This window comes from Nitrobacter sp. (genome assembly GCF_051535235.1).
In the GTDB taxonomy this organism is placed as follows: domain Bacteria; phylum Pseudomonadota; class Alphaproteobacteria; order Rhizobiales; family Xanthobacteraceae; genus Nitrobacter.
Map to the genome: position 1 here is coordinate 23323 of NZ_JBPPLZ010000010.1, position 25174 is coordinate 48496.

Annotated in this window: 23 protein-coding genes; 21 read left to right on the top strand and 2 right to left on the bottom strand. The window is 60.7% G+C overall.

Annotated features, from left to right (window positions below):
- Positions 1 to 28 precede the first annotated feature (28 nt).
- The gene (locus ACS3WA_RS13060; protein WP_438278949.1) at positions 29 to 1228 is read right to left on the bottom strand and encodes a hypothetical protein; all 1200 of its coding nucleotides are present in this window, start codon (positions 1226 to 1228) and stop codon (positions 29 to 31) included.
- Between the two features lie 146 nt (positions 1229 to 1374).
- Here ACS3WA_RS13060 and ACS3WA_RS13065 point away from each other — a divergent pair, with 146 nt between their 5' ends.
- The 21 genes from ACS3WA_RS13065 to ACS3WA_RS13165 all read left to right on the top strand — a co-directional run bounded on the left by ACS3WA_RS13065 (position 1375) and on the right by ACS3WA_RS13165 (position 23395).
- Positions 1375 to 2277 (top strand): methyltransferase domain-containing protein, encoded by a 903-nt coding sequence (locus ACS3WA_RS13065; RefSeq protein ID WP_438278950.1) that lies wholly within the window; start codon positions 1375 to 1377, stop codon positions 2275 to 2277.
- Between the two features lie 101 nt (positions 2278 to 2378).
- A complete protein-coding gene (locus ACS3WA_RS13070) occupies positions 2379 to 3191 on the top strand; it encodes a hypothetical protein (protein ID WP_438278951.1) in 813 nt (270 codons plus the stop codon).
- On the top strand, positions 3172 to 3423 hold the full coding sequence (locus tag ACS3WA_RS13075; RefSeq protein ID WP_438278952.1) for a hypothetical protein: 252 nt from the start codon (positions 3172 to 3174) through the stop codon (positions 3421 to 3423). Before ACS3WA_RS13070 ends, ACS3WA_RS13075 begins: the two co-directional genes overlap by 20 nt.
- Complete coding sequence (locus tag ACS3WA_RS13080; protein ID WP_438278953.1) at positions 3417 to 4625, top strand: HAD-IIIA family hydrolase; 1209 nt, start codon at positions 3417 to 3419, stop codon at positions 4623 to 4625. Before ACS3WA_RS13075 ends, ACS3WA_RS13080 begins: the two co-directional genes overlap by 7 nt.
- Before the next feature lie 164 nt (positions 4626 to 4789).
- Positions 4790 to 5809, top strand: coding sequence for an NAD-dependent 4,6-dehydratase LegB (locus ACS3WA_RS13085; protein WP_438278954.1), 1020 nt, complete (start codon positions 4790 to 4792; stop codon positions 5807 to 5809).
- Positions 5802 to 7016: a LegC family aminotransferase gene (locus ACS3WA_RS13090; RefSeq protein WP_438278955.1), complete on the top strand. Its 1215-nt coding sequence runs from the start codon at positions 5802 to 5804 to the stop codon at positions 7014 to 7016. The genes ACS3WA_RS13085 and ACS3WA_RS13090 overlap by 8 nt, the downstream gene beginning before the upstream one ends.
- Positions 7009 to 8187: a UDP-N-acetylglucosamine 2-epimerase gene (neuC, locus tag ACS3WA_RS13095; RefSeq protein WP_438278956.1), complete on the top strand. Its 1179-nt coding sequence runs from the start codon at positions 7009 to 7011 to the stop codon at positions 8185 to 8187. Before ACS3WA_RS13090 ends, neuC begins: the two co-directional genes overlap by 8 nt.
- Entirely contained in the window at positions 8184 to 9257 is a 1074-nt protein-coding gene (gene neuB / locus ACS3WA_RS13100; protein ID WP_438278957.1) for an N-acetylneuraminate synthase, read from the top strand. The genes neuC and neuB overlap by 4 nt, the downstream gene beginning before the upstream one ends.
- Positions 9254 to 10255: a methionyl-tRNA formyltransferase gene (locus tag ACS3WA_RS13105; protein WP_438278958.1), complete on the top strand. Its 1002-nt coding sequence runs from the start codon at positions 9254 to 9256 to the stop codon at positions 10253 to 10255. The genes neuB and ACS3WA_RS13105 overlap by 4 nt, the downstream gene beginning before the upstream one ends.
- Positions 10256 to 10330: 75 nt before the next feature.
- A complete protein-coding gene (locus tag ACS3WA_RS13110) occupies positions 10331 to 11380 on the top strand; it encodes a nucleotidyltransferase family protein (RefSeq protein WP_438278959.1) in 1050 nt (349 codons plus the stop codon).
- A complete protein-coding gene (locus ACS3WA_RS13115; RefSeq protein WP_438278960.1) occupies positions 11377 to 12291 on the top strand; it encodes a Gfo/Idh/MocA family protein in 915 nt (304 codons plus the stop codon). Before ACS3WA_RS13110 ends, ACS3WA_RS13115 begins: the two co-directional genes overlap by 4 nt.
- Positions 12282 to 12995, top strand: coding sequence for an acylneuraminate cytidylyltransferase family protein (locus ACS3WA_RS13120; RefSeq protein WP_438278961.1), 714 nt, complete (start codon positions 12282 to 12284; stop codon positions 12993 to 12995). Before ACS3WA_RS13115 ends, ACS3WA_RS13120 begins: the two co-directional genes overlap by 10 nt.
- Complete coding sequence (locus ACS3WA_RS13125; RefSeq protein ID WP_438278962.1) at positions 12992 to 13810, top strand: SDR family oxidoreductase; 819 nt, start codon at positions 12992 to 12994, stop codon at positions 13808 to 13810. Before ACS3WA_RS13120 ends, ACS3WA_RS13125 begins: the two co-directional genes overlap by 4 nt.
- A gap of 10 nt (positions 13811 to 13820) precedes the next feature.
- On the top strand, positions 13821 to 15356 hold the full coding sequence (locus tag ACS3WA_RS13130; protein ID WP_438278963.1) for a lipopolysaccharide biosynthesis protein: 1536 nt from the start codon (positions 13821 to 13823) through the stop codon (positions 15354 to 15356).
- A gap of 13 nt (positions 15357 to 15369) precedes the next feature.
- Positions 15370 to 16254 carry a class I SAM-dependent methyltransferase gene (locus ACS3WA_RS13135; RefSeq protein WP_438278964.1) on the top strand — a complete coding sequence of 295 codons (885 nt, stop codon included), beginning with the start codon at positions 15370 to 15372 and terminating at the stop codon, positions 16252 to 16254.
- Between the two features lie 101 nt (positions 16255 to 16355).
- On the top strand, positions 16356 to 17183 hold the full coding sequence (locus ACS3WA_RS13140; RefSeq protein WP_438278965.1) for a hypothetical protein: 828 nt from the start codon (positions 16356 to 16358) through the stop codon (positions 17181 to 17183).
- A gap of 26 nt (positions 17184 to 17209) precedes the next feature.
- Positions 17210 to 18607: a surface carbohydrate biosynthesis protein gene (locus tag ACS3WA_RS13145; protein WP_438278966.1), complete on the top strand. Its 1398-nt coding sequence runs from the start codon at positions 17210 to 17212 to the stop codon at positions 18605 to 18607.
- Positions 18604 to 20007: a capsular polysaccharide export protein, LipB/KpsS family gene (locus ACS3WA_RS13150; protein WP_438278967.1), complete on the top strand. Its 1404-nt coding sequence runs from the start codon at positions 18604 to 18606 to the stop codon at positions 20005 to 20007. The genes ACS3WA_RS13145 and ACS3WA_RS13150 overlap by 4 nt, the downstream gene beginning before the upstream one ends.
- A gap of 12 nt (positions 20008 to 20019) precedes the next feature.
- Entirely contained in the window at positions 20020 to 20769 is a 750-nt protein-coding gene (locus ACS3WA_RS13155) for a glycosyltransferase family 2 protein (protein ID WP_438278968.1), read from the top strand.
- Positions 20770 to 21019: 250 nt separating this feature from the next.
- Positions 21020 to 21985, top strand: coding sequence for a UDP-glucuronic acid decarboxylase family protein (locus ACS3WA_RS13160; protein ID WP_438278969.1), 966 nt, complete (start codon positions 21020 to 21022; stop codon positions 21983 to 21985).
- Positions 21986 to 22201: 216 nt separating this feature from the next.
- Positions 22202 to 23395, top strand: a complete 1194-nt coding sequence (locus tag ACS3WA_RS13165) for an O-antigen ligase family protein (RefSeq protein ID WP_438278970.1) — start codon at positions 22202 to 22204, stop codon at positions 23393 to 23395.
- A 115-nt stretch (positions 23396 to 23510) separates the two neighbouring features.
- Here ACS3WA_RS13165 and ACS3WA_RS13170 read toward each other — a convergent pair whose 3' ends face one another.
- Positions 23511 to 24710, bottom strand: a complete 1200-nt coding sequence (locus ACS3WA_RS13170; RefSeq protein ID WP_438278971.1) for a pyridoxal-phosphate-dependent aminotransferase family protein — start codon at positions 24708 to 24710, stop codon at positions 23511 to 23513.
- Positions 24711 to 25174: the final 464 nt, after the last annotated feature.

The following is a 25174-nucleotide window of genomic DNA, read 5'->3' on the forward strand; positions in this document are numbered from 1 at the left end:
TGCGAAGTCCTGACTTCTGCTGACAAGGTCAAGCCGGACCGTTCGATGGCGTCGGAGATTCATTCGCCACCGTGTAGGCAACTTGCTCCTTCTGATCGAGACCAAGCCAGCAAATGGCGCAGCCTAGAAACAAGCCAAAGAGCAGATTCGTCGGAAATATCTCGAGCTGATGTTGCAGTAACGGGTTGATGATAAAGATGCAGAAAATGCAGGCTGCAACCGCATTCTGCTGCTTTGTTTGCGCCGAGCGCGCGTACTCTGCAACGAGAGAGACAATCAGGACGAAATACACCAGCAAGGGTGCCCATCCGAAGTTCTTGTAGAGGCCAAGAAAAAAACTGTCATATCGCTGGTAAGTGCCCTCGACAGGGAGAACGAACGCTTTCAGCCTTATCGTTACGGAATCGGAGGTGAAAACATCGGAATTAAAAACGGCGTTGGCAATCTCCACCAGTCGTTCATAGCCGAGATCGGGTCCCTTCGAATAGCTCAGCAGTTTTCCGATGAGAGCTGTGGAGAGGATGATGACAACAAGGTGCACGACCTGCAGCTTTATCTCCCGTTTACTGAATATTTCAAGCACCGAGAAGATGACGATGAAGGCTCCCGCCGCAAGGAGGATCGACATGGAGCCGGTGACGACAAACATAAGCCCAAGCAGCACTGCGAAGAAGACCGATTCAAGAGCGGGACGAAATGCGGCGCTCAGGGCGAAGGCAAGAAACACGGCGAAGCCGAAGGAACTGGGGTTGCCGTAGGTTCCGTAAAGCCGACCGTCGGTCGATTGCACCGGCAGCAACAAGCAGGCAAAACCCACCAGAACAGATAACAAGACCGCGCGGGACATGCGCAGACCAATCTCTGACGGGGAGCATGCACCGGCAATCAGTGTTCCGATAACTGCGCCGCCCGCAAAATAAAGCAGGATGTTCTTGCTGAACGACAGGGATTCTCTCGAATAGCCAAAAAACAAAATGCTCAGAGCCGCGCAGGTGACGGAAAAGGCGACAACCAAAATTAAGGGCAGCGATAACCTGCGAAGATGTCCACGCAGCCTAAAAAAGAAGAGGCCGAAAACGAGCACAAGGAACGCATCCTTGGTCACGGGCCACGCTACGGGAACCACCGGATTGTTGATGTTTTCATTTGCCGAAAAGTACAGATTTATACCGTACAAGAGCGCCAGGGAGAGGACGATCTCAAATAGATTGATCAGGCGGCTGGTCATGTCTGCCCACGAATCGGGAAACGTTTTGATGGAAGGACCATAACTGGTAGCGGCGCGCGCTTCAGGTTCTTTTTCCGCTTTCGCAGCCGCAAGTTCGACCGACCGGATGCGGATACAACCCTTGGATTTTGTGCAGCGGGAGTACAGTGGATCGGAACCGGGTATCAGTCTCCAATCCTTGCGGATCGGCCCAAATGCCGTTAAGAGACGGAAGAATTTGGGGGCAGGGCCAAGCCAGCATGGGTACGTCAATGGACAGGGCCGATGGTGCGGTCGAGGTGCCTGCGCCCACGAGGAGGTTCAGGGATTTCGTCGGCCGATCGCTGATTCCGAGATCCCCGGTGCTGCTCTCGGTTTGGAATTATTTCCTTCTCCTGCCGCCGATATTCGCATTGCGGTTCCATTCGCGCCGGCTGTACTGGCGTCTTACAGGTCATCACCTGCGCCAGTTGGTCAAGGGGGGTGGCGTGGAGAGCAGCTTTGTCGCCGAACAGGTGCTGCCTTACAACCTCGGCAACATCAACATCATCAACAGGGGCCGAACGGAGCGCGTCATCGCTATCCTTCGTTCGATTCGCGGACTCAAGCTCCACGCGCTGAACACGCTGGTGGTCGGCCCGCGCAACGAAGCCGAGCTGCTGCTGCTGTCGTCGTACGGCTTCGATCCGAAGAAGCTTACCGCCATCGACCTGTTCTCGTATTCGCCGGCCGTGCGGTTGATGGATATGCATGAACTGAAGTTTGCGGACGCCTCCTTCGATGCCGTCTACAGCGCGTTCGTCATCACCTACAGCGACGACATCCCGAGAGCCGTTGCGGAGACCATCCGCGTCGCCAAAGACAATGCGCTGATCGTTTTCGCATACGAGCATCTTGCGGCCGGCGCAGGCAATCGCTTTGGAAAGAACAATCTGAGCAATGGTCCTGACGACCTGCTTGCAATGTTTGGCGCCAGTGTCGGGCACGTGTTCTGGAAGGAAGATTTCGAAAGCGCGGGAAGCTACACTTCCTCCGTCGTCTTCCGTCTGACCAAACGCCAGCCCCAGTAGTCGGAACCGGAGATCCGAAAATGCAATCGCTGCGCAAGATCGCGTCGCAGGCACGTATGCGGACTCGAGTTGCATTGTTTGGCAACAATCATTCCCTCAAAGTGAACATGAAGTATGCGGCCTATGAGGGCACGGCGCGCCGCAACTGGAAGCCCCGCATCAAGCCGACCGCCGATCAACTCGCCGCAGCCGACCGTTTCAAGGCCGACGGCTTCGCCGCGATCCCGCCTCCGACGCGGATGACGGCCGAGAAGTTGTTGGCCATCAAGCAAGCGGTTGATCGCCGCTTCGAGGAGCAGAACAACGGATACGTCGTCAACTACGGCATGTTCCGGATGATCGACGGGATCGAACTGATCCCCGAAGTCATCGATTTCATCGATGACGACCTGGAAGCCATTATCGAGAATTATTACGGCAGTCATTTCAAGATATTCGCGGTCTCTTTCTATCGCACCCTGCCGACGCCGGACAAGCCGGACTCAAGCTTCCTGTGGCATCTCGATAATTGCCCGAAGCAGGAAATCAAGCTGATGGTGTATCTGGACGACGTCGTCGCCGAGACCGGCGCGCTCAGCGTCAAGGACAAACCGTTCAGCGACGGCCTGCGCAAGGAAGGCTTCTTCGATCGGCGCCGCATCAACCGATTTGTCGACCGCCTGGGCGACACCGGCACCACGCGCGTTCTCGAGGGCCCCACCGGAACCCGGCTGCTGTTCGAGAATGGGGCCTGCATCCACAAGGCAACGTCACCGCAGCGCGACCACCGCGACGTCGTCACGTTCGTATTGATTCCCTCGGACATCCCCTGGCGTCCGCATTTTGCCCGTAGCCGAAACCTGCTGAGCACGAATGCGGGTATCTGCATCGATCCGTTCCGGGATCAACCTGAACATGTCGGATATCAGTACTGAAGCGCTTTCCGGCGAAGTTGAAACCGGTTCGCGCCAAGAAAACGCGTCAAAACAAGAAACTGGAGCCGCGCTCCGATTCGATCCGAACGGAAAAGGCTCCAGGCATCTCCGCAAGCTACCGCAGGCAATAGGAAACGACCGGATGACGGCGCCCGACGGAGCCCCTTCACCCTCTGGCGCGTTGGTTGCGCGCCTCATGCTGCGCGGCTTCGTCGAGGAAGCGCTGTGCTAAGGCAAGCCGCCATCCTGGTCGGCGGTCTCGGCACCCGGCTCGGCGAACGCACCAGGACTGTACCCAAGCCGATGCTTGAAGTCGGCGGGCGGCCATTTCTCGATATGCTGATCGATGAACTCGCACGCTATGACGCATTCGATGAGATCCTGCTGCTGGCCGGCTACAGGGCGGAGAGCATCCAACAAAGATACGACGGAGCGGTTCGCGGGCGCGCTCGTCTTGCGGTCTCGCTGGAGCAGGCGCCGCTTGGCACTGCGGGCGCGCTCGTTCATGCCGGAGATCGGTTGCAGGAGCGCTTCCTGCTGCTCAACGGCGACTCCTTCTTTGACTTCAATGTCCTCGATCTGATTTCGCGCGCGAAATCCGGCGCCGTCCATATGGCGCTGCGCGCCGATGTCGTCGGCGACCGCTATGGCCGCGTCGTACTCGACGGCGACCTGGTCCGGTCGTTTATCGCACCGGGACATGGCGCGCCCGGACCGGTCAACGCCGGGGTCTATGTGGTCGACCGGTCGATCATCGCGGGGATCAGCCACCTGCCCTCGTCGCTTGAGCAGGACGTTTTTCCTGAACTTGCCGCTCGGGGGACGATGAGCGGAACGGCCTATCGTGGCTACTTCATCGATATCGGTATTCCCGAGGATCTCGCCCGTGCCGACCGCGAACTGAACGAGCGGCTGCGGCGGCCAGCAGTGTTTTTCGACCGCGACGGCGTCCTCAACCATGATGCGGGCTACACCTTCGAACCCGGCACTCTGCAATGGATCGATGGCGCGATGGAAGCCGTAAAAGCAGTCAACGACGCCGGCTATTTTGCTTTTGTCGCCACCAACCAGTCAGGCGTGGCCCGGGGCTTCTATGAGGAAAGCCACGTGCATGCCCTGCATCGCTGGATGGCCGATGAGATGGCGCTCATCGGCGCGCATATCGACGCATTCGAATATTGCCCTGACCATCCCGATGGAAAGATCGAGCGATACCGGCGCGTCAGCGAGCGGCGCAAACCCGCACCCGGGATGCTCCTCGATCTGCTCAGCCGCTTTCCGGTCGATACCGCTCGCAGCCTTTTGATCGGTGACAAGGAGCACGATCTGGAAGCCGCGCGGGCGGCCGGCATTAGCGGCCATCTCTTTTCCGGCGGCAACCTTGAAGCTTTTGTGAAACAATACTTGTTTCAGAAGGCTGCTCCATCGCACTGAACCGAGCCCGGCTTCACTCTTCGCCGAGCCGTTGATATCCGGGATAAAGCCTTGCAAACGCGCTAATTTTCAATCATTCAAGCAGGAGGCGTTGCATCCGGCGGCCGGTGTGCCATAGCGCAACCGCCTTCCAAAGACTGGATGATCGCCTTTTGGGATCCGGCATGAATGATCTGAAGGGCGCCCGCGTTCTCGTCACCGGCAGCGACGGTTTCATCGGCTCGCACGTGGTCGAGGAACTGGTCAGGTCGGGAGCAAACGTCAAGGCGGTCGCCTATTACAATTCGTTCAACTCCTGGGGTTGGCTCGATACCGTTTCCGCTGACGTCATGAAGTCGGTGGAGGTGGTCGCCGGGGACATCCGCGATCCGCATTTCATGATTGCAGTGGCAGCGGGATGCACCGATGTCATGCATCTGGCCGCGCTGATAGCGATTCCCTTCTCCTACGTCGCGCCGGACTCCTATGTCGAGACCAATGTCCGCGGCACGGTGAATGTATTGCAGGCGGCTCGCCACGCCGGCGTGCGCCGCTTTGTGCAAACATCGACCAGCGAGGTCTATGGCACCGCGCAATTCGTGCCGATCAGGGAAAGCCACCCGCTGGCCGGGCAATCGCCCTACTCCGCGTCCAAGATCGCAGCGGATCAGATGGCACTGTCGTTTCATGCCTCTTTCAACATGCCGGTCGTCGTCATCAGGCCGTTCAACACCTACGGACCACGGCAATCGGCGCGCGCCGTCATTCCCACCATCATCGGCCAGCTTGCCTCCGGCAAGCGCAAGATCCGCCTTGGCGCAGTCAGCCCGACGCGCGACTTTTCGTTCGCGCTTGACACCGCGCGCGGCCTGATCTCCGGCCTCACGGCGCCTGCGGAGCAGACGGTCGGCCAGACCATCAATCTCGGCAGCGGCTTCGAGATATCGGTCGGTGATACCGCGAGAATGATCGCCGACGTGATGGGAACCGAACTCGAGATCGAGACCGACGAAGCGCGGCTGCGGCCCGCCAACAGTGAAGTCGAGCGGCTTTGGGCCGATAATTCCAGGGCGCGCCAGCAACTGGGCTGGTCGCCAGAATTCGGCGGCCTCGACGGCCTGCGCCGGGGACTGGAAAAGACCGCGCAATGGTTTATGGACCCGGCGAATCTCGCACGCTACAAGACCGATATCTACAATGTATGAGGATACGTTGAGTATTCCTGCAACGAAAGCTGATCGCCTTGATGTGCGAACGATCGTTGCTGCGGTCCAGCGCGCGGTTGGCACACCGGACGGCGTGCTTAGCTTGCATGAGCCGATGTTTGGCGGAAACGAACTCGTCTATCTCGAAGAATGCATCAGGAGCACCTTTGTTTCGTCCGTCGGAAAGTTCGTCGACCGCTTCGAGGACATGCTCGCAGCCTATACCGGCGCCAAGCGCGCCATCGCGGTGGTCAACGGCACCGCCGCATTGCATACGTGCTTCAAGCTCGCCGGCGTCGAACCGGGCGACGAGGTCATATCGCCGGCGCTGACCTTTATCGCAACCACCAACGCGATCGCCTATTGCGGGGCCAGCCCACATTTCGTTGACAGTTCGTTCGTGACGCTTGGCATGGATACACAGGCGCTGCGCACGCGCCTCGAGGCGATCGCACGGCAAACGCCCGGCGGCACAGTCAATCGCGAGACCGGCCGGCGGATAGCCGCCATCGTTCCGATGCACACGTTCGGCCATCCCGTTGATATGGACGGCATCGCCGCGGTCGCGCGCGACTGGGGAATTCCCGTCGTCGAAGACGCCGCGGAATCCCTCGGCTCGACTTACAAGGGACATGCCGTGGGCTCGCGGGCGCGGTTTGCCGCATTGAGTTTCAACGGCAACAAGATCGTGACCACCGGCGGCGGCGGTGCGATCCTCACAAACGATGAGGACATCGGCAACCGCGCCAAGCATATCACGACCACGGCCAAGCTGCCGCACAAGTGGGCTTTCGTCCACGATGAGATCGGTTTCAATTACCGGCTGCCGAACTTGAATTCCGCGCTCGGCTGCGCGCAACTCGAACAGCTCGATGGCTTCCTGAAAAACAAGCGTCTGCTGGCAGCAGCCTACGACCGCGTTTTCGCCGATGTTCCCGGCGTAAGATTCGCATGCGAGCCTGCGGGAACCACAAGCAATTATTGGCTGAACGCGATACTGCTCGATGAAGCGCATGCTTCCTCGCGCGATGAATTATTGACCGCGCTCAATGATGCCGGCTTCGGTGCGCGTCCGGTCTGGACGCTGATGCACCGGCTGCCGATGTACGCCGGCAGCCCGCGCGGCGACCTCAGGGTCGCTGAATCCATCGAACGACGGCTGATCAACCTGCCCAGCAGCGCCAGCATTCAGGCTCGCGATGAATGACGTGTCCCGCAAAGTATGCTTCGTCACCGGCAGCCGCGCTGATTTCGGCCTGCTGATCTGGCCGATGCGAGCCATTCAGGCGACGCCCGGGCTGACATTGCAGCTCGTAGCTACCGGCATGCACTTGTCACCCGAATTTGGCTACACCGTCACCAATATCCGGGACGAAGGCTTCAATGTCGATGAAACCGTGGAGACCTTGCTGAGCAGCGATTCCGGTGTCGGCGTCGCCAAATCCGTGGGACTCGGCGTGATCGGCTTCGCCGATGCGTTCGCGCGGCTGAAACCTGATCTCGTCGTGGTGCTCGGTGACCGCTATGAAACATTGGCCGCCGCCCAGGCGGCGATGTTCTTGCGGCTGCCGATGGCGCATCTGTTCGGCGGCGACGTCACCGAGGGCGCGATCGATGAATCCATTCGTCACGCTATCAGCAAGATGTCCCACCTGCATTTCACGACCAACAGCGACTCGGCGCGGCGGCTGGCGCAGCTCGGCGAAGATCCATCGCGCATCTTCACGGTTGGATCGCCCGGTATCGATTCGATCAAGCGGCTGAAACTGATGGACCGCGAGACCATCGGACGCGAGGTCGGGATGGCGCTCGGCCGGCGCAACATCCTCATTACGTTCCATCCGGTGACGGTGGAGACCGACCACTCCGTCGGCGCGCTCGACGAGCTATTTGCCGCGCTTTCCGGCCTCGACCCGGAGTTTCGTTTTTTCTTTACGCTCGCCAATGCCGACGCGGAGGGCCGCGCGCTGAACCAACGCGTCAAGACCTTCGTGTCCGGCAGACCCCATTCCATCGCGGTCTCCTCCCTTGGGCAACTTCGTTACATCAGCCTGATGAACCAGGTTGACGCCGTCGTCGGCAATTCGTCGAGCGGTATCTATGAAGCGCCCTCGCTCGACGTTCCGACAGTCGACATCGGCGACCGGCAGAAGGGACGCCAACGCGCCGCGTCCGTGTTCCATGCCGCGCCCGAACGCGATTCGATAGCCGCGGCCATTGCACAGGCATTGGCGCGCGGGCGACAGCCAACCGTCAACCCCTATGGCGACGGCGAAACCAGTCGCCGGGTCGCCGATGTCATCGCCAGCATTCCGAACTTTCCCGCGTTGCTCAAAAAGGGCTTCCACGACGTTCCCTCAGGCGGAGCGGCCAAGTGACAAAGAATCGCACGCTCATCATTGCCGAGGCAGGCGTCAATCATTCGGGCAGCCTCGAAACCGCGCTGGCGCTGGTCGATGCGGCTGCGGATGCGGGGGCCGACATCGTCAAATTCCAGACCTTCAACGCCAGTTCACTGGCCGGACGCTCCGCGCGCAAGGCCGATTATCAGCAGCGCACGACCGACGCGTCCGAAAGCCAGCTTACGATGTTGCAACGGCTGGAACTGCCGCAACCGGCCCATCATACGTTAATCGCACACGCGAAGACGCGCGGCATCGCGTTCCTCTCGACGCCGTTCGATCATCAATCGCTTGAATTTCTGCTGTCCCTGAAGCTGCCCCGCATCAAGATCGGTTCAGGCGACCTGACCAATGCGCCGCTGCTCCATGCGGTCGCCAAGGCTGGGGCGACGCTGATCCTGTCGACCGGCATGGCGACCCTCGGAGAGGTCGAAGAAGCGTTGGGTGTGCTGGCGCACGGCTATTCCGGCAGCAGCGATGCACCTGGGGTCGCGGCTTTCCGCGCGGCATGGCGAGATCCCGGCGCGCGGCAACATCTCGCCGGGAAAGTCAGCCTGCTTCACTGCACGACCGAGTATCCCTGCCCGTCCGTTGACGTCAATCTCGCGGCGATGGCAGCGATGCGCGCCGCATTCGGCCTTCCGGTGGGATATTCCGATCACACCGACGGCTTTGAAATATCGCTGGCTGCCGTCGCGCTCGGCGCCGACATCATCGAGAAGCATCTCACGCTTGACCGCGATGCCGAAGGCCCGGACCATGCGGCCTCGCTCGAGCCCGATGATTTCACCCGCATGGTAGCGGCCATCCGCAACATCGAGGGTGCGATCGGCGACGGCATCAAAACGCCGAAAGATTCCGAGGTCCGGAATATACCGGTTGCGCGCAAGAGCGTGGTCGCGGCTCGACCGCTCCAGGCGGGTGAGATCATCGGCCCCGCCGACATCACCGCGAAGCGGCCAGGCTCGGGCCGCTCGCCGATCGAATACTGGTCGCTTGTCGGGACCCGAACGTCTCGTCCCTATGCCGAGGAAGAGCCGCTATGAAGATCGGCTTTTTCGGGGATGGGCCATGGGCGGAACGCGCTCTGCTGCCGCTGCTTGAGGATTCCCGTTACACAATCGTCTTCGTCGCGGTGCGCGCCTCGAAACCGGATCAGAAACTGATCGAGATCGCGCAAGCCCGTGGCATCCCGGTGCTTTGCCCAGCCTCCGTCAATTCCAATGACAGCGTGGCGACGATCGGCAAATTCGGCGCCGATCTCCATGTCTCGATGTCGTACGACCAGATTCTTCGTGAGAAGATCCTGAGCCTGCCCCCGCGGGGGACGTTGAACTGCCACGCCGGGGCCTTGCCCTTCTATCGCGGACGCAATCCGCTGACATGGGCGATCATCAACGGCGAAGCAGAATTCGGTGTCACCGTACACTGGGTGGACCTCGGGATCGATACGGGCGACATCGTACTCCAGATCAAGGCACCGATACGTCCCACCGACACTTACGCCACCCTGCTGGCGTCTGCCGAAGAACTCTGCGCCAGCGCACTGGTCCGCGCCATTTCGGATATCTATCAAAAAACGGACAAGCGCATCGCACAGATGACGATCGATCCGGTCGGCATGTACTGCTGCCGGCGCCGCGAGGGTGATGAAGAGATCGACTGGACGTCCGACACCAACAGCATCGAACGGTTCGTCCGTGCGCTGGTTGTTCCGGGCCCCGGCGCGCGGACGAGCTGGAAGGATTCTCCCTACGCTATCCTTGCCGCCGAAAAGATCGATGGGACGAAGCCCTATACCGGGGTTCCCGGCGAAGTTGTAGGCCGGGATAGCGGCGGGATCCTGGTCAAGTCCGGCGACACCTTCATCCGGCTGACCCTTTGGGCGCCGGTTCAACCCGATGGGTCATTGGGCGCGGCCGTGATTCCAAATGCGTTACGCGGTCAGCGACTCGGGCGAAACCTGCGGGCCTTGCTCGCACGGGCCGAGGCCCGAATTGCGGTGCTGGAATCCCGGCTCGGCGTCTGCCCGGGCGGGGATTGACGCCGTGTCTTGCAGCCGCGATACAGCCGATTCAACCGTCGAGCGCCTGAGTAGCGAACACGGGGCGAAACAACCATGAAATCCTGGCGCAAAGCCGTCATCGGGACGCAGGCGACTGTGGGCGAAGCCATTGCTGCGATCGAAAACGGCAGCATTCAGATCGCTCTCGTGGTGGATGCCTCCAATCGGCTACTTGGCGTCGTTACCGATGGCGACATCAGGCGAGGCCTGCTGCGCGGCATTGCCCTTTCCGGACTTGCCACCGATCTGATGAGTTCAAATCCTGTTGCCGTATCCGCGACCTTGCCGCGCGAAGAGCGGCTGCATTTGATGCGGCAAAAGGTCGTCAAGCAGCTTCCGTTGCTCGATGATGCCGGTCAGCTTGTCGGGATCGAAACCTTCGATGAGTTGATCGAAGCTCCCGCTTACCCCAATCCCGTCCTCATCATGGCAGGCGGACTTGGTGAACGGCTCGGCGCGTTGACGCGAGACCGGCCGAAGCCGATGCTGAATGTCGGAGGACGGCCGCTGCTCGAAACGATCATCCGCAACGTCGTGCAGCAGGGATTCAAGAATATCTTCATCTCGGTGAACTACAAGGCGGAGATGATCTTCGATCATTTCGGCGATGGCGCGGCGATCGGCGCCGCAATCCAGTATATTCATGAGACGGAGCGGTTGGGAACGGCGGGTGCACTGGGGCTGCTGCCGGGGCCTCCCGATCTGCCGGTGATCGTCACGAATGGCGACATCCTCACGACCATCAATTACGGCGCGCTGCTCGATTTCCACAATGGCACGCCTGCCGACGCTACGATGACGGTGCGCGAACACAAGGTGCATGTGCCCTACGGCGTCATCACGGAGTCGGAAGGGTATCTGCAGGCAATCCGTGAAAAGCCGACGGAATCCTGGTTCGTGAGTGCTGGCATCTATGTGGTCGGACGTCCCGCATTCGAGCACATCAAGCGCGGCGAGCCCGTCGATATGCCAACGGTGCTGGAGCGTATCGTCGCCGACAAGGGCCGCGTCGCGGTTTATCCGATCCGCGAATACTGGCTTGATATTGGCCGGATGGAGGATTTCGAACAGGCCCATGCGGAATTCAACGAGGTCTTCTCGTGACGCTGCCGGATGCAATGGTCGTCGGTCTCGGCTCGATCGGGCAACGGCATGCGCGCGTCTTGCAGGAGCTGGGCTGCCGCACTTTCACCGTGAGTCGTCGTGGCGGCGGTGATTACACGACAATTGCAAGCGCATTTGCGCATGCGCATCCGGACTATGCGGTTATCGCGACCGAGACGGCTGCCCATGCAGCTTCTCTGCGGGAACTTGCCGATGCCGGCTTCCGCGGATCGGTCCTGGTTGAGAAGCCGATTTTCGCGCGCGTCGAACCCCGTATCGATTATCCCTTTGCCCGGCTCTCGGTCGGTTATAATCTGCGCTTTCATCCCGTCATGACGGCGCTTGCCGACAGGATGCAAGGACGGCAGGCGATCACGGTCTCAGCCTATGTCGGCCAGGACATCCGTGACTGGCGCCCGGGACGGGACCATCGCGCCACTGCATCCGCGACCAGGGACGCCGGAGGGGGCGTGCTGCGCGACCTCAGCCATGAACTGGATTATCTGCTATGGCTGTTCGGCCCGTGGCACCGCGTGGCCGCGTTGGGGGGGGCGTCCGGGACCCGAGAAATCGACGTGGACGATCACATCAGCCTGCTTCTGGAGATGGACAGGTCCAAGGCCGTGCAGGTTCACATGGATTATCTGGACAGGCCGGGAATACGCAAAATACGAATCAATCTGGAGGACGAGACGCTCGAAGCCGATCTCATGGGCGGACACTTCAGCATCAATCGCGAAAGCAGCACTTATGCGAATGAACGCGATCGAAGCTACAAGGCGATGCATCTTGCCGCGATCGAAGGCTGGGACCCGATCTGCACCCTGCGAGAGGGCCTCGCCGTGATGAACCTGATCGAGGCCAGCGAGCGCGCCTTGCAATCGCGGGGCTGGATATCGGCATGTCCCTGATCTGCACGATTTGCGCGCGCGGCGGCTCCAAGGGCGTGGCAGGCAAAAATAGCCGCGATCTGCTCGGCAAACCGCTATTGGCGTGGACCATCGAGCAGGCCCGAGCGACACGCCTGTTTGCTGCGATCGCCTTCAGCAGCGATTCCGATCAACTGCTGGAACATGCTCTTAAGGCGGGCGCGGATATTACCGTCAAGCGGCCGGACGAGATGGCGACCGATGTCGCGCCGAAGCTGCCAGCGATACGTCACTGTCTCGAACAGGCCATTGCCCGCACCGGAACCACGCCTGATGTTTTTGTCGATCTGGACGTGACTTCGCCGTTGCGGTTGCCGTCGGACATTTCGGATGCGGTTGCATTGCTGAGAAGATCGGGCGCCCGCAACGTCATCACCGGTGCGCCCGCGCATCGCTCGCCCTACTTTAACTTGGTCGAAGCGCGTCCTGACGGTACTGTCGGCCTGTCGAAAATCGCAGAGCCGCCGATCGTGCGGCGACAGGATGCGCCGCCCTGTTTCGATATGAATGCGTCGATCTATGTCTGGCGCGTCGCCGCGTTTCTGGAAAATCCATCGGTGTTCTATCCCGACACGCGACTGTTCGAGATGCCGCAAGAACGTTCCGTCGATATCGATTCTGAACTTGACTACGCATTGGTGGAACTTTTGCTGCAAAAGCGGCAGTCGGTGGGAACAGGTTCATGACGGGATTCAGGGACCTGTTTGATCTCAGCGGCCGCACCGCGGTTATTACAGGGGGATGCGGAATTCTAGGGCGTCGCTTCAGCGACGGCCTCGCCGAATTTGGCGCCAAAGTGGCGTTGCTCGATCTCGACCAGCAGGCCACGCAAGCGGCTGCGTCCGAACTATCCTCACGCCATGCGAGTCTGGCAAAGGGTTATGTCTGCGACGTCACGCAACCTGAGTCCGTTCGCCGCGTGGCCGATCTGGTCGAAGCCGACCTTGGTCCGGTCTCAATCCTGCTCAACAATGCCGCAAGCAAGACCCGCGACATCGACGCATTCTTCGCACCGGTTGAGTCATTCTCCCTGGAAACCTGGCGCGAGATCATGGCCGTCAATCTCGACGGCATGTTCAATGTCGCCCAGGTGTTTGGAACCCTTATGGCCGAACGCGGCTACGGCAGCATCGTGCAGACCGCGTCGATCTACGGCCTGATGGCGCCGGACCAGCGCATTTATGAGGGTTCGGAATATCTCGGACGCGCGATCAACACGCCCGCCGTCTACACCGCGTCAAAGGCCGGCGTGATCGGGCTGACCAAGCACCTTGCGACCTATTGGGGCGCACAGGGCGTTCGCGTCAACACTCTGACCCCGGGCGGCATCGAGAGCGGGCAGAACGATACGTTCAAGCAGCGCTATGGTGCGCGTGTTCCGCTCGGGCGGATGGCGCGCGCGGACGAAATGGTCGGCGCGATGCTGTTCCTCGTGTCCGATGCCGCATCCTATGTCACCGGACAGAATATCGTCGTCGACGGCGGCCTGAGCGCGTGGTGACGCGATTTCCATGATCAAGCGACTGATCCAGAACACGGTCATTTCGACCGTCGCGTTTGGCGCCGCCGCAATTCTTGGCCTGATCGTTATCCCGGTGATCATCCGGACCTGGGGCGTGACGGAGTTCGGCCTCATCGTCATCACGCGACTGCTGCTGCCGTCCGGCATGATGGCCGTGCTGGACTTCGGCCTGTCGGAGGTCGCGACCCAGGTGGTGGCACGCGCCAGGGAACATCGCGACTGGGACCGCGTCGGCCGCCAGCTTTCGTTTCTGACTGCCGTATCGATCCTGCTGGCGCTAGCGTTGAGCGTTTCGATCTGGCTGGGCGCGCCTTACCTCACCGTCATCATGAAGGTCGACGCCGTCCATGTCGATCGCTTCATCGACATTTTGCATTATACGGCGCTGGCGAATGTCGTGCTGGTTCCGGCGCTGGTCTGGGAAGGAACGGTCAAGGGGTTCGAGCGCTATAACCTTCTGCGCCTGTCCGAGTTCACGTCGACGCTGGCCTATGTGGGCCTGACTGTTTGGGCATCCACGGCCGCCGTCTCGTTCGAAATCGTCGCCTATATCTATCTCGCCACTCTGGTGGCGCGGGCGCTGGCGGTACTGGTCGCCGCGACCGCGGCGCTGATAAAGAAGCGCGCAAAATTCGGGGCATGGACCGCGCCCATTCGTCGGGAATTATCGTATCGCTGCCTGCTGCTGCTGCAGGGCAAGCTGATCGGCGGCATCACGGGGCCTATTCAGCCCTTCCTGGTCGGACTTCTGTTTGGACCGACCGCCGTTGGCATTTACGATACGCTGGTCCGGCTGGCGCGCGTATCCAAGATCGTGGTCAGCCTCCTCACATCGGCCCTGCTGCCGGTTGCCAGCCGTCTGGACGAGCGCGGCAGTTCGACGACATTCCAGCGTCTCGGAGAACTCGGTCTCATCATGCTGCCGATGTTCACGATGCCGCCGTTCGCCGCGGCTGCAATCCTCTCGCCCGAGATCATGCAACTGTGGATCGGTCCGCTTCTCGCACCCTATGCCTTCTGGATGGGCCTCAGCTTTGTGATTCCGATGTGTACGCAATACTTGGCGATCGGCAACATCATATTCCTGACACGCACCGAGATCCAGGCACGGCTCAACTTGCTGATGGGCATGCAACTGCTGATCTGGGCAGGTCTCTCCGCCGCAACGGTGTCTGTTTTTGCCGAGCGCGCATTCATTCTCGGCCAGGTTTTCGGAAGCCTTCTGGTGCTGCCGTGGCAGATCGGAACGCTACGCCGCGCCCTGAATTTGAAGCCCGAAAGCTTCCTGAAAGCTATAGGAACCCAGGCCGCGATCCTGATGATCGGCAGTATTCTGCTGTGGATTTCTGCCCGTTACATCCGGGTTGACAGTCTGGTAAAATTGGCTTTGGTAGCAGCAACGTTCTGCCTTACCAGCTGGGTTGCGCAGTATTTCCTCGTCCTGGACGAAAGGCATCGCGCCGTTTTTCCCGCAATCGGCCGCTTGATGGGGCTGACGCCCAAAAAGCAACTCACCGAACGCTGACTGGATCTAGGGAATGAATACGACCGGCGCGAACGACATGTTGGAATCGATTTCTCCGGCATCGCTGGCGGACCGTGCGATCACCTATAGCGTCGTCCTGGCAAAAAGCCTGTACCGCCTGATGGTGGTCCGGGTGAAACGCACCGCCGATGTCGTGGACACGGAATACAACCAGCAGACCTGGCAGAAAATACTCGCCAGCAAGAACTGGCTCAGCGCAACTGATCTCGCTGAATTCCTCGCGCCGATCGACTCGACCGAAAGCCTGCGCAAGGTCGACAACAAAATTTTGCGGATCGACGGCCAGCGCTATTGCCGGTATCGCACCGCCGCGTTGAGCCAATTGATCATGCGCCACGCGGGCGACGCGCGGCAGATCGTGGAACTGGGCTGCGGCTATGGGTACAATCTGTTTTCGCTTCACCTGCACCACCCTGACCTTACCTTCAAGGGCTTCGATATCGCTCCGAATGGCATCGCCACCGGACGCGAGATTGCCGACCATTTCGGCCTGTCTGACAAGATTTCGCTGGACCGAATCGACCTGACCAAAGCCGACGACCCTAACCTTTCCGCCATCGCGGGCCAGACCGCCTTCACCTATTTCTGCATCGAACAGATTCCGTACGACGTGCGGAAGGTGGTGGAAAATATCATCGCCGCCAAACCAAAGCGCGTCATCAACATCGAGCCGACGACCGAGCTGCTCGACCTGACCCATCCCCGCGATCTCGTCAGTCTCGTCTACATCCGTTCGGTGGATTACCAGACGCAGCTGTTCTCGATCCTCGACCAGCTCGAACGCGAAAAAAGGATTCGCATCATCGCGCGCGAACGCATGCCGTTTGCGCCGACGATCAACAATGACGGGTTTCTGTATTGCTGGGAGCCGATATGACCATGACCAACAGCGCACCCGCCGCGCCAGCCACCAGGAAACCGAGAATCAGCCAGTTTCGTCGCCTGCTTTGGCACGTGAACAGAACCGATCTGGGCTGGGTGACGAAGACAGCCCTGACCGGCATGCAACTGGGCGCCCGCGCCAAGCGGATCGAAATACTCAATACGCTTCCGGTCGCACCGGAATGGAGCGAAGCCAGCCGCAAGCTCCGCGACGATGGGTATGTCGATGTGACATCGATCGTCGATCGTAGCCTCGCGCAAGCCGTCGCCGCGGTCGGTGACGACAAGGTCAGACGGCTTGCCGAACTCAAAGGCAAGCAGCAGCTCGGTCACAAGTCATTTTGGGTGAGCCTGCTTGACGAGGATTTGGTAGACGGCGCCTTCGCAACCGATCATCCCTTCGTGCGCTATGCGTTGCAGCCGGGCATCCTGCGGATCCTGGGTGACTTCATGCACGAGCTTCCGCAATTGTCGGACGTTCTTTTGACGCAGTCGTTGCCCAGCGAGAACAAGCCATTGAGCTATTCTCAACTGTGGCACCTCGATCATGACGACAAACGGGTCTGCAAGCTTTTCATCTATCTGACTGACGTGCGCGACACCAAGGACGGCCCGCTGACGTTCATCCCGGCCCCGTCGTCGAAGCCGTTCCGCAACACCATCAAGAGCCACATGACCGACGACAAGGTTTTCACCAAAGTGGATCGGTCCGCCGTCAAGGAAATCATCGCGCCGAAGCTGTCGTCGTTCATCGTCAATACGGCGCGCTGCCTGCATATGGGCAGCCGCATCCAGTCCGATCGCACCCGCCTGCTCTACACGGCCACCTATATCCAGCCGCCGCGGATGTATCCGGAACCGCCCGCCCGTTTCCGGACCACCGGACCCTTGAGCGATATCGAACGCGCCGTCATGCGCCTCTGAACCGGAATTCCGGGGAGCCGAAGATCGTGCGTATCGGATGGGTGGTGGATCACCCCAAGCGTGACTTGGCCGGAAGCGTTCTGGCTGCCTATCAACTGGCGTTGCGCGGCGCGTCGGTCGTGATCGTACCGATGTATGAACAGGGCGTCGACGTGCCGCGGCTCGGACTGGATGCGCTGGTGGCCAATTACGCGCGCGCCGCCAATCTCGACCTGATGCGGAGTTTTGCCAAAGCAGGTCTTGCGCTCTATGTCCTCGACACCGAAGGCGGCGTGCTGGCGGAAAAGGGCGGCAATTCGCCGCCGGCGATGGCCGCCCATATCCGCAACAGCGGTTACGCGGATATCCTGTCGGGATACTTCTTTTGGGGCGGGAAGCTGCACCAGGCGTTCAACGACAACGAAACCATGAAGCCCGAACAGCTTCACCTCACCGGATGCCCGCGTTTCGACTTCGCCGCCCCGCGCTGGCGGGCGCTGCTCGACGGCAAACGACGCGGCTATCTCCTCGTCAACGCCAATTTCCCGCTGGTGAACTCCCGCTTTTCCAGCACTCCGGGCGCCGAGCGTGAGGCCATGGTCCGTGCCGGATGGGATGGCGCTTACCTCGACCGCTTCCTGGCCGATCTCAAGATCGTCTTCGCCAACTATCTCGTCGAGGTCGGCCGCCTTGCGGCCGCGCGACCGGATCGCACGATCCTGGTGCGGCCCCACCCTTTCGAGAGCGAGGAGGTCTACCGAGACGCGCTCGGCCGGCATTCCAATGTCATTATCGACGGCACCGGCAGCGTGCTTGATATGATTCAAAACGCCGCGGCTGTCATTCACCTCAATTGCGGCACCGCGATCGAGGCGGTTCTGCTCGCCACGCTTCCGATCCAACTCGAATATCTCAACACGCCGACCACGGCCGGACATGCGCGGCTGCCCGCACGCGTAAGCCGCGCCGCGCTGTCATTTGACGACCTGCTCGCCATAATCGATGACCTCGACGCGGAAACCGCAAAGTTCGATTTCGCCGGTATTCATGCCGCCAACGTCGATGCTTTCTTTCATCGAAACGACGGGGCGGCCGCCGAGCGGATTGCCGACATTCTGGTCGGCGCCGAGCGTTCGCGCGATCCCTTTGTCTCGCTCTCCAGCGCGCTTCGGGGCACGCGGCCGAACCCGAGCCCGGGACAAATCGCCAAGGGCACCGCGAGCTTGCTGTTGGGATCGGCCGTGACCGAGAAGCTGCGCACCCTGAGCAGCCCGGCCCGGCGCGACAAGCGGATCGCGCCCGCTTCCGTCGCCGCCCTGCTCAAGCGGATCGCCATTCACGACGGGCGCGACCCTTCGCTGTTCTGCGCAACGCGCGCGCGGTGCAAGGTCACCGGCATGCCGCTCGCCAGCATCGCCATCGAAAAACGCCGCGAGCCCGCATGATCTGCGCGTCCGAAACGATCCTGATCACGGCGCTCGCGGCATACCAGACCCGATTCTGGATCCCTGTGGCGCAGCGGCTGGGCAACGCCGGACGCGACGTGCACCTGCTCGCGTTCGACGACCGCAGCGCGGAGATGGCTGAGAAAGCAGGCGTGCCTGTCGTCAACATGTACCGCAGCGGCCTGCAGGGCGGCGCGCCTGTCGACGACGAACGCGCCTTTGCGGCGCGGGTCGCCGGCTACGGCCTGGACGGAACGAACTTCCTGTTCAGTCACGAACGCGTCACGTTCGGCATTCGCGACACCGCCGTATTGCGGCGGCGGTTCATGATCTACACCAATGCGATGGAAGCCGTGCTCGACCGGTTGACGGCCGAAGGAAAGCGCGTGATAGCGGTACAGGAACTCGGCGGATTTCTGTCCGTCATCGCATGCTTCTACGCAGCAAGAAGGCGTGGCGTCCGCAACTGGTTCATCGAGCCGTCCTTCTTCCGCGGCAGGCTTTACTACACGCCTGACAGCTTCGGCGCGCCCGACACGATGCCTGTACCGGCCGATGCGGTTTCGGCCGATGTGCGGGCCTACCTCGATGACACGCTGCGCCAGCGCGCTATCGTCATCCCCCTGAAAGACCAACATCAATATTCGGCGGCCTTCAGGAAGATTGCCAATGCGCGGAACGCGCGCCGTCTGGTCGAAAAGCTTTGGGACCAGTTCGCGCTCGGCAAGCATCAGGAGTTCGGTCATAACCTCCGGCATGCGCGCATGCATGCCGCCATGGCGTTTGGTGCCGCGCGGCTGCGAAAAATCTATCGCCCGATGCCGGACGGTTCGTTCGTCTACTACCCGCTTCACGTTCCGGCCGACATGGCGCTAACCCTGCGCTCGCCGGAATATCTCGACCAGGTCGCGACCATCGATTTTCTCCTGCGCACGATTCCGGACACTCATGTCCTTGTCGTGAAGGAGCATCCGGCGCAGATCGGCGCGATTCCGGCCAACCGGCTGTTCGAGCTTGCCCGGCGCTTCGACAATTTCATCCTGCTGCCGCCGCAGATCAATAATTATGCTGTGCTGGCGCGAGCCGATGCCGTGGTATCCGTCAATAGCAAATCCGGCGCGGAGGCAGTACTGCTCGGCAAGCCGGTTGTTGTCATGGGCGACGCCTTCTATCGTTCCTGCCCGCTCGTCTTTGCCGCCGAGCGCCTTAAAGACGTGCCGCAGCGGCTGCGCGAGGCGCTGGATTCGCGGGGCTTCGATCCGGCGATGGCCGCGCCCTATTTCGAGACGGCGTGGCGCCGATCGTTTCCCGGCGATCTTTATACCGACGATCCGCAGCGGCTCGACACGTTCGCGGCATCGCTGCTTGCGGCGGTCGCCGACCCGCAGTCTGTATCCTGAAGGACTCGGCCGATGCCCATGGTTTCGATCATCACCCCGTCGTGGAATGTCGAGAACCTGATCGGCGAGACGATCAAGTCAGTACAGGCTCAGACGTTCGGCGACTGGGAGCTTCTGATCGCGGACGACTGCTCGAAAGACAATACAGCGGCGGTGATCGACAGCTTTGCGCAGAAAGATCCACGAATCAGACTGATCCGCCAGCCCCGCAACGGCGGGCCAGCATTGGCGCGTCAGGCTGCGATCGAGCAGGCCGGCGGCCGATTCATTGCTTTTCTGGACAGCGATGACTTGTGGCTGCCGTCAAAGCTGGAGCGGCAGATCGCCTTTGCCCGGGAGCGCCGCGCGGCACTGAGTTTCACGGCTTTCCGCCGCATCAACGAAAACGGCTCGATGACGGGACGGCTGATCCCGGTGCCGAACTTCCTCACCTACGAACAGCTTTTGAAGAACACGTCGATCGCGACGCTGACCGCGCTGGTTGACCGCGACATCGCCGGCAATATCGCCATCAAGACCGAGCCCTATGACGATTTCTGCCTGTGGCTGAGCATTCTCAAGGCAGGACACATCGCCCATGGCCTCAACGAGGATCTGGCGCGCTACCGCGTCAGGGGCGTCTCGGTCTCCAGCCGCCCGCTGCGCTCCGCTGGTTGGGTCTGGCACATCTACCGCAACGTGGAACAGCTTTCGCCGGTCAAATCCGCCTGGTGCTTTGCCCATTGGAGCGCTCGGGCGTGGCTGAAGCGGCGGAAGTTTTGAACTCAAACAATTCCGGATAATAGCTCTGATGGGTCAGACGATTTCACGTCCGGCTGTGAAGAATGGCAGAACCGGCGCCAAGACCGATGGCAATCAAGGACGACTCGTGACAAAAACATCGACTCGCTTGCGGCTGCGGCCGGAAAGATCGGGACGCCCGTTCCAATAATCTCGATCAGCGGCCATGGCGTTGCCACAGAACGCGATCCGTCGCACCACGGCGGCCCATACAACGGTTTTGGAAACGACAATGCCCCTTGAGCGAACCTACGCGAACAACAGGATTCTGGTTACCGGCGGCGCGGGTTTCATCGGCTCTCATTTATGCGAGAAGCTGTTGGCCGAAGGCGCCGAGGTGATTTGCGTAGACAATTACTTCACCGGCAGCAGGCGCAACATCGCCCACCTGCTGTCCAATCCCCTCTTCGAGGCGATGCGTCATGACGTGACGTTTCCGCTCTATGTCGAGGTCGATGCGATTTTTAATCTCGCCTGTCCGGCCTCCCCGATCCATTATCAACGCGATCCCGTGCAAACCACCAAGACCAGCGTTCACGGCGCGATCAACATGCTTGGGCTCGCCAAGCGGCTGGGTGCCCGAATTTTTCAGGCTTCCACCAGCGAGGTCTATGGCGATCCGCTGGTCCATCCGCAGCCGGAAGAATATTGGGGCAACGTCAACCCGATCGGAATCCGATCCTGCTATGACGAAGGCAAGCGTTGCGCGGAAACGCTGTTTTTCGATTATTGGCGCCAACACCAATTGCCGATCAAGGTCGCGCGCATCTTCAACACCTATGGCCCGCGGATGCAGCCCGGCGACGGCCGTGTAGTATCATCCTTTATCGTTCAGGCGCTTAAAGGTGATCCGATCACCGTGTTCGGCGACGGCAGGCAGACCCGCTCATTCTGCTATGTTGATGATCTCGTCGAAGCTATCGCCAAGCTCATGCTGACCGATGAAACGGTGACCGGTCCGATCAACGTGGGCAACAGTTCCGAATTCACGATACGCGAACTCGCCGAGAAGATCATCAAGTTCACGGATTCACGTTCACAACTGGTCTTCAAGCCGTCGCCTGAGGATGATCCAAAACAGCGGCGGCCCGAGCTTGCGAAAGCCAAAGCTTTGCTGGACTGGGAGCCAAAAGTTGCGCTCGATGAAGGGTTGAAGGAAACCATCGCCTACTTCAGGCGCACGCTTGAGTTGATTTGATGCTACTGACCGCATCGCGAGGTAGCGGGATGCGCCGCCCGTCACTGCACCGCTGACGCGGCGCTTCTCGGCGACGAACCTCCTCGCGCCCCTCGATGCCGGCATGATACGGGCCGAGCCGCAACCGAGATCAGGAACGCCAATACCGCGGCAGGAAAAGAGATGGGCGTGAACCGGTTCACGGGCAATTGGGCCAGCGTTTCGCGCAGATCCCGGATGGCGGATCAGTTCGCGACGTTGATGGCGATATCGTTGCCCTGGTCGACCACCATCCTGGGCGTCTTTACCGCGCTTTGGCTGATCACCCTGGCGACCCTGATTGATATCCCCCAGTTCGGGAAGCAGCTTCGCCGCCCTTCCAGTTGGCTGCCCGTCGCCCTGTTTTGCCTTGCGGTCGCCGGAATGGCGTGGGCCGATGCGTCTTTGGGAGCCCGGACTCATGCCGCAGCGACGATGGCCAAGCTGCTGGCCATTCCGCTGTTGATCTACCAGTTCGAACGCTCGGAGAACGGGATCAGGATCTTTCTTGGTTTCCTCGCATCATGTACGGCGCTGCTTGCGTTGTCCTGGCTCAACTGGCTCGACCCGCAAACGGTGCTGCCGCCTGCGGATCGGCCCCTCGGTGTCCCCGTCAAGAACTGGATCACGCAGGGCGTCGAATTCGTGCTGTGCATCTTCGGCGCTGCCGCGCTTGCGGTTGTCATGTGGCGAAAACAACGGCGCCATGCCGCGCTGGGCTTCGCCGCGCTCGCATTCGCATTCCTGCTCAACATGGCGTTTGTCGCCTCGTCACGGACATCCCTCGTCTCGCTTCCGGTCCTCCTGCTGATTTCAACCTTGAGATATATCGGTTGGCGTCGTGCGATCGCGCTCAACCTGACGATCGCCACTGTCGCGGTGCTCACCTGGTTCCTTGCGCCCAACCTGCGGCAGCGCATCGACAGCATCCAGCAGGAATACTCGCTGGGTAACAGCCAGACGACCTCCGTTGGTCTTCGGCTCGAATACTGGTCCCACGCGCGCAAGTTCATCAGCGATGCTCCGCTGATCGGTCACGGCACGGGCTCGATAAAGACTCTTTTCGAGCGCGAAGCCGTTGGCAAGACCGTGACCGATGAGCAGATCGTCGCCAACCCGCACAACCAGACGCTCTATTTCGCGATCGAATGGGGCGTGCTGGGAGTGATTCTGCTCTATGCGATGTGGATCACGCATTTTCTGATGTTCACGGAAACGCGCTGGATATCCTGGCTCGGGATCATCGTGGTGAGCCAGAATATCTTCGACTCGCTGTTCAATTCGCACCTCTCCGATTACGTCGAGGGCTGGATCTACGTGATCGGCGTCGGCGTTGCCGCCGGCATGATTTCGAAGACCCGCAAGCAGCCGGCTGCCATGCCTTCCGACTGAACTGGCGCCGCGAAGCGGCGGATGGAACTGCGCCCCCGTGTTTCCCTTGCGCCGACTTGAAGGCGGCTTTCGCAGGCCTCGGTGAGGCTCATCGGTGTCCCGGCGCTTGCAGAACTCAGGCGACCGCGGCCTTGGGCGCTGCGGCAACGTCTCGTCCCTTGATCACCTCCATGGCGGCCGCGACACCGCCGGCGCGATGCGGCATCTTGGCGATGTCGAGGCTCATCTCGATTCCGGCCAGCGCTCCCATCAGCGTCAGATCGTTCATATGACCGAGATGTCCGATGCGGAACGCCTTGCCCTTGATCTTGTTGAGGCCTGCGCCGAGCGACATGTCGAAATTGTCGAGCACGACCTTGCGGAAGGCATCGGCATCGTGTCCGCCAGGAACCATCACGGCGGTCAGAGCCGGCGAATAGGCGTGCGGATCCTGACAGACGAGATCCAGCCCCCAGGCCTTCACGGCAGCGCGGGTCGCAGCGCCGAGACGCTTGTGGCGAGCCCAGACGTTCTCCAGCCCTTCCTCCTCCATCATCTCGATCGCAACCTTCAAACCGTAAAGGAGATTGGTGGCCGGCGTGAACGGAAACGAGCCTTCCTTGTTGTTGGCGATCATGGCGTGCCAGTCCCAGTAGGCCCGCGTCGACGTATTCGCCTTCGAGGCCGCCAGCGATTTTTCCGACAACGCATTGAAACCGAGACCGGGCGGCAGCATCATGCCTTTTTGGGAACCGGCGATCGACACGTCGATGCCCCAGGCGTCGTGTTCGTATTCGAGCGAACCGAGGCCGGAAATCGTATCGACCATCAGCAGCGCCGGATGTTTGGCGCGATCGAGAACCTTGCGGACCTCGAGCGGATGGGTCACGCAGCTCGTCGAGGTTTCGTTGTGCACGATCATGACGGCCTTGATCTTGTGCTCCCGGTCCGCCTCGAGCCGCTCCTCGATCAGATCCACAGGCGCGCCGCGGCGCCAGTCGGTCGGCAGCACATCGACATCGAGCTTGAACTTCCCGGCCATCGCGAGCCACAAGGTCGCGAACTGGCCGGTCTCCGCCATCAGCACTTTATCGCCCGGCGACAGCGTGTTGACGATCGCGGCTTCCCAGGCGCCGGTGCCTGAAGACGGATAGATGATGACCGGCTGCTTGGTGCGGAAAATCCGCTGGATTGCGGCCAGCACCTCGAAGCCGAGCACCGCGAATTCCGGGCCGCGATGATCCAGAACAGGCATATCGATGGCGCGCAGCACGCGGTCCGGCACGTTGGTGGGGCCTGGAATCTGGAGAAAATGCCGTCCTGTGTGCAGCGTCATCTGGAGTCCTTTCCGGAGGGATCTTGTGGTGTCACTGTGATTTTAGAAAGTCGCTTCCCGTCTCGACGTCTGTCGGAGCGATCACCTGTTCCAAACCACACTCGAATCATGAACTTGCCGATATCCTTCGAAATCCCCCGCTCGCAGGAAAATGCCACGAAATGGGACGAACTTCCGATCGGAACGCAGGATCGAATATCATTATCCGGCAGCCTTGTCCCGCGCTCTGGCGCATCCGTCAATGCTCCAGAAAGCGGGCAATACCCCTGCCGGCAACCGCCCCAAAGCGGCAGCGCGTTTGACAGCCTGGCCCACGCAAAAAGCGTCCCCGCCTGAAGACGCCGGCGATCAAAAGGAGGCTGACAACAGCCATTGACAGCGGCCGGAGCCCGCCCGAACATGGAACGAACCCACCGCAGTTCCGGATCAATTCACACGCAAGGCTACCCGCCACGCGATCCGGC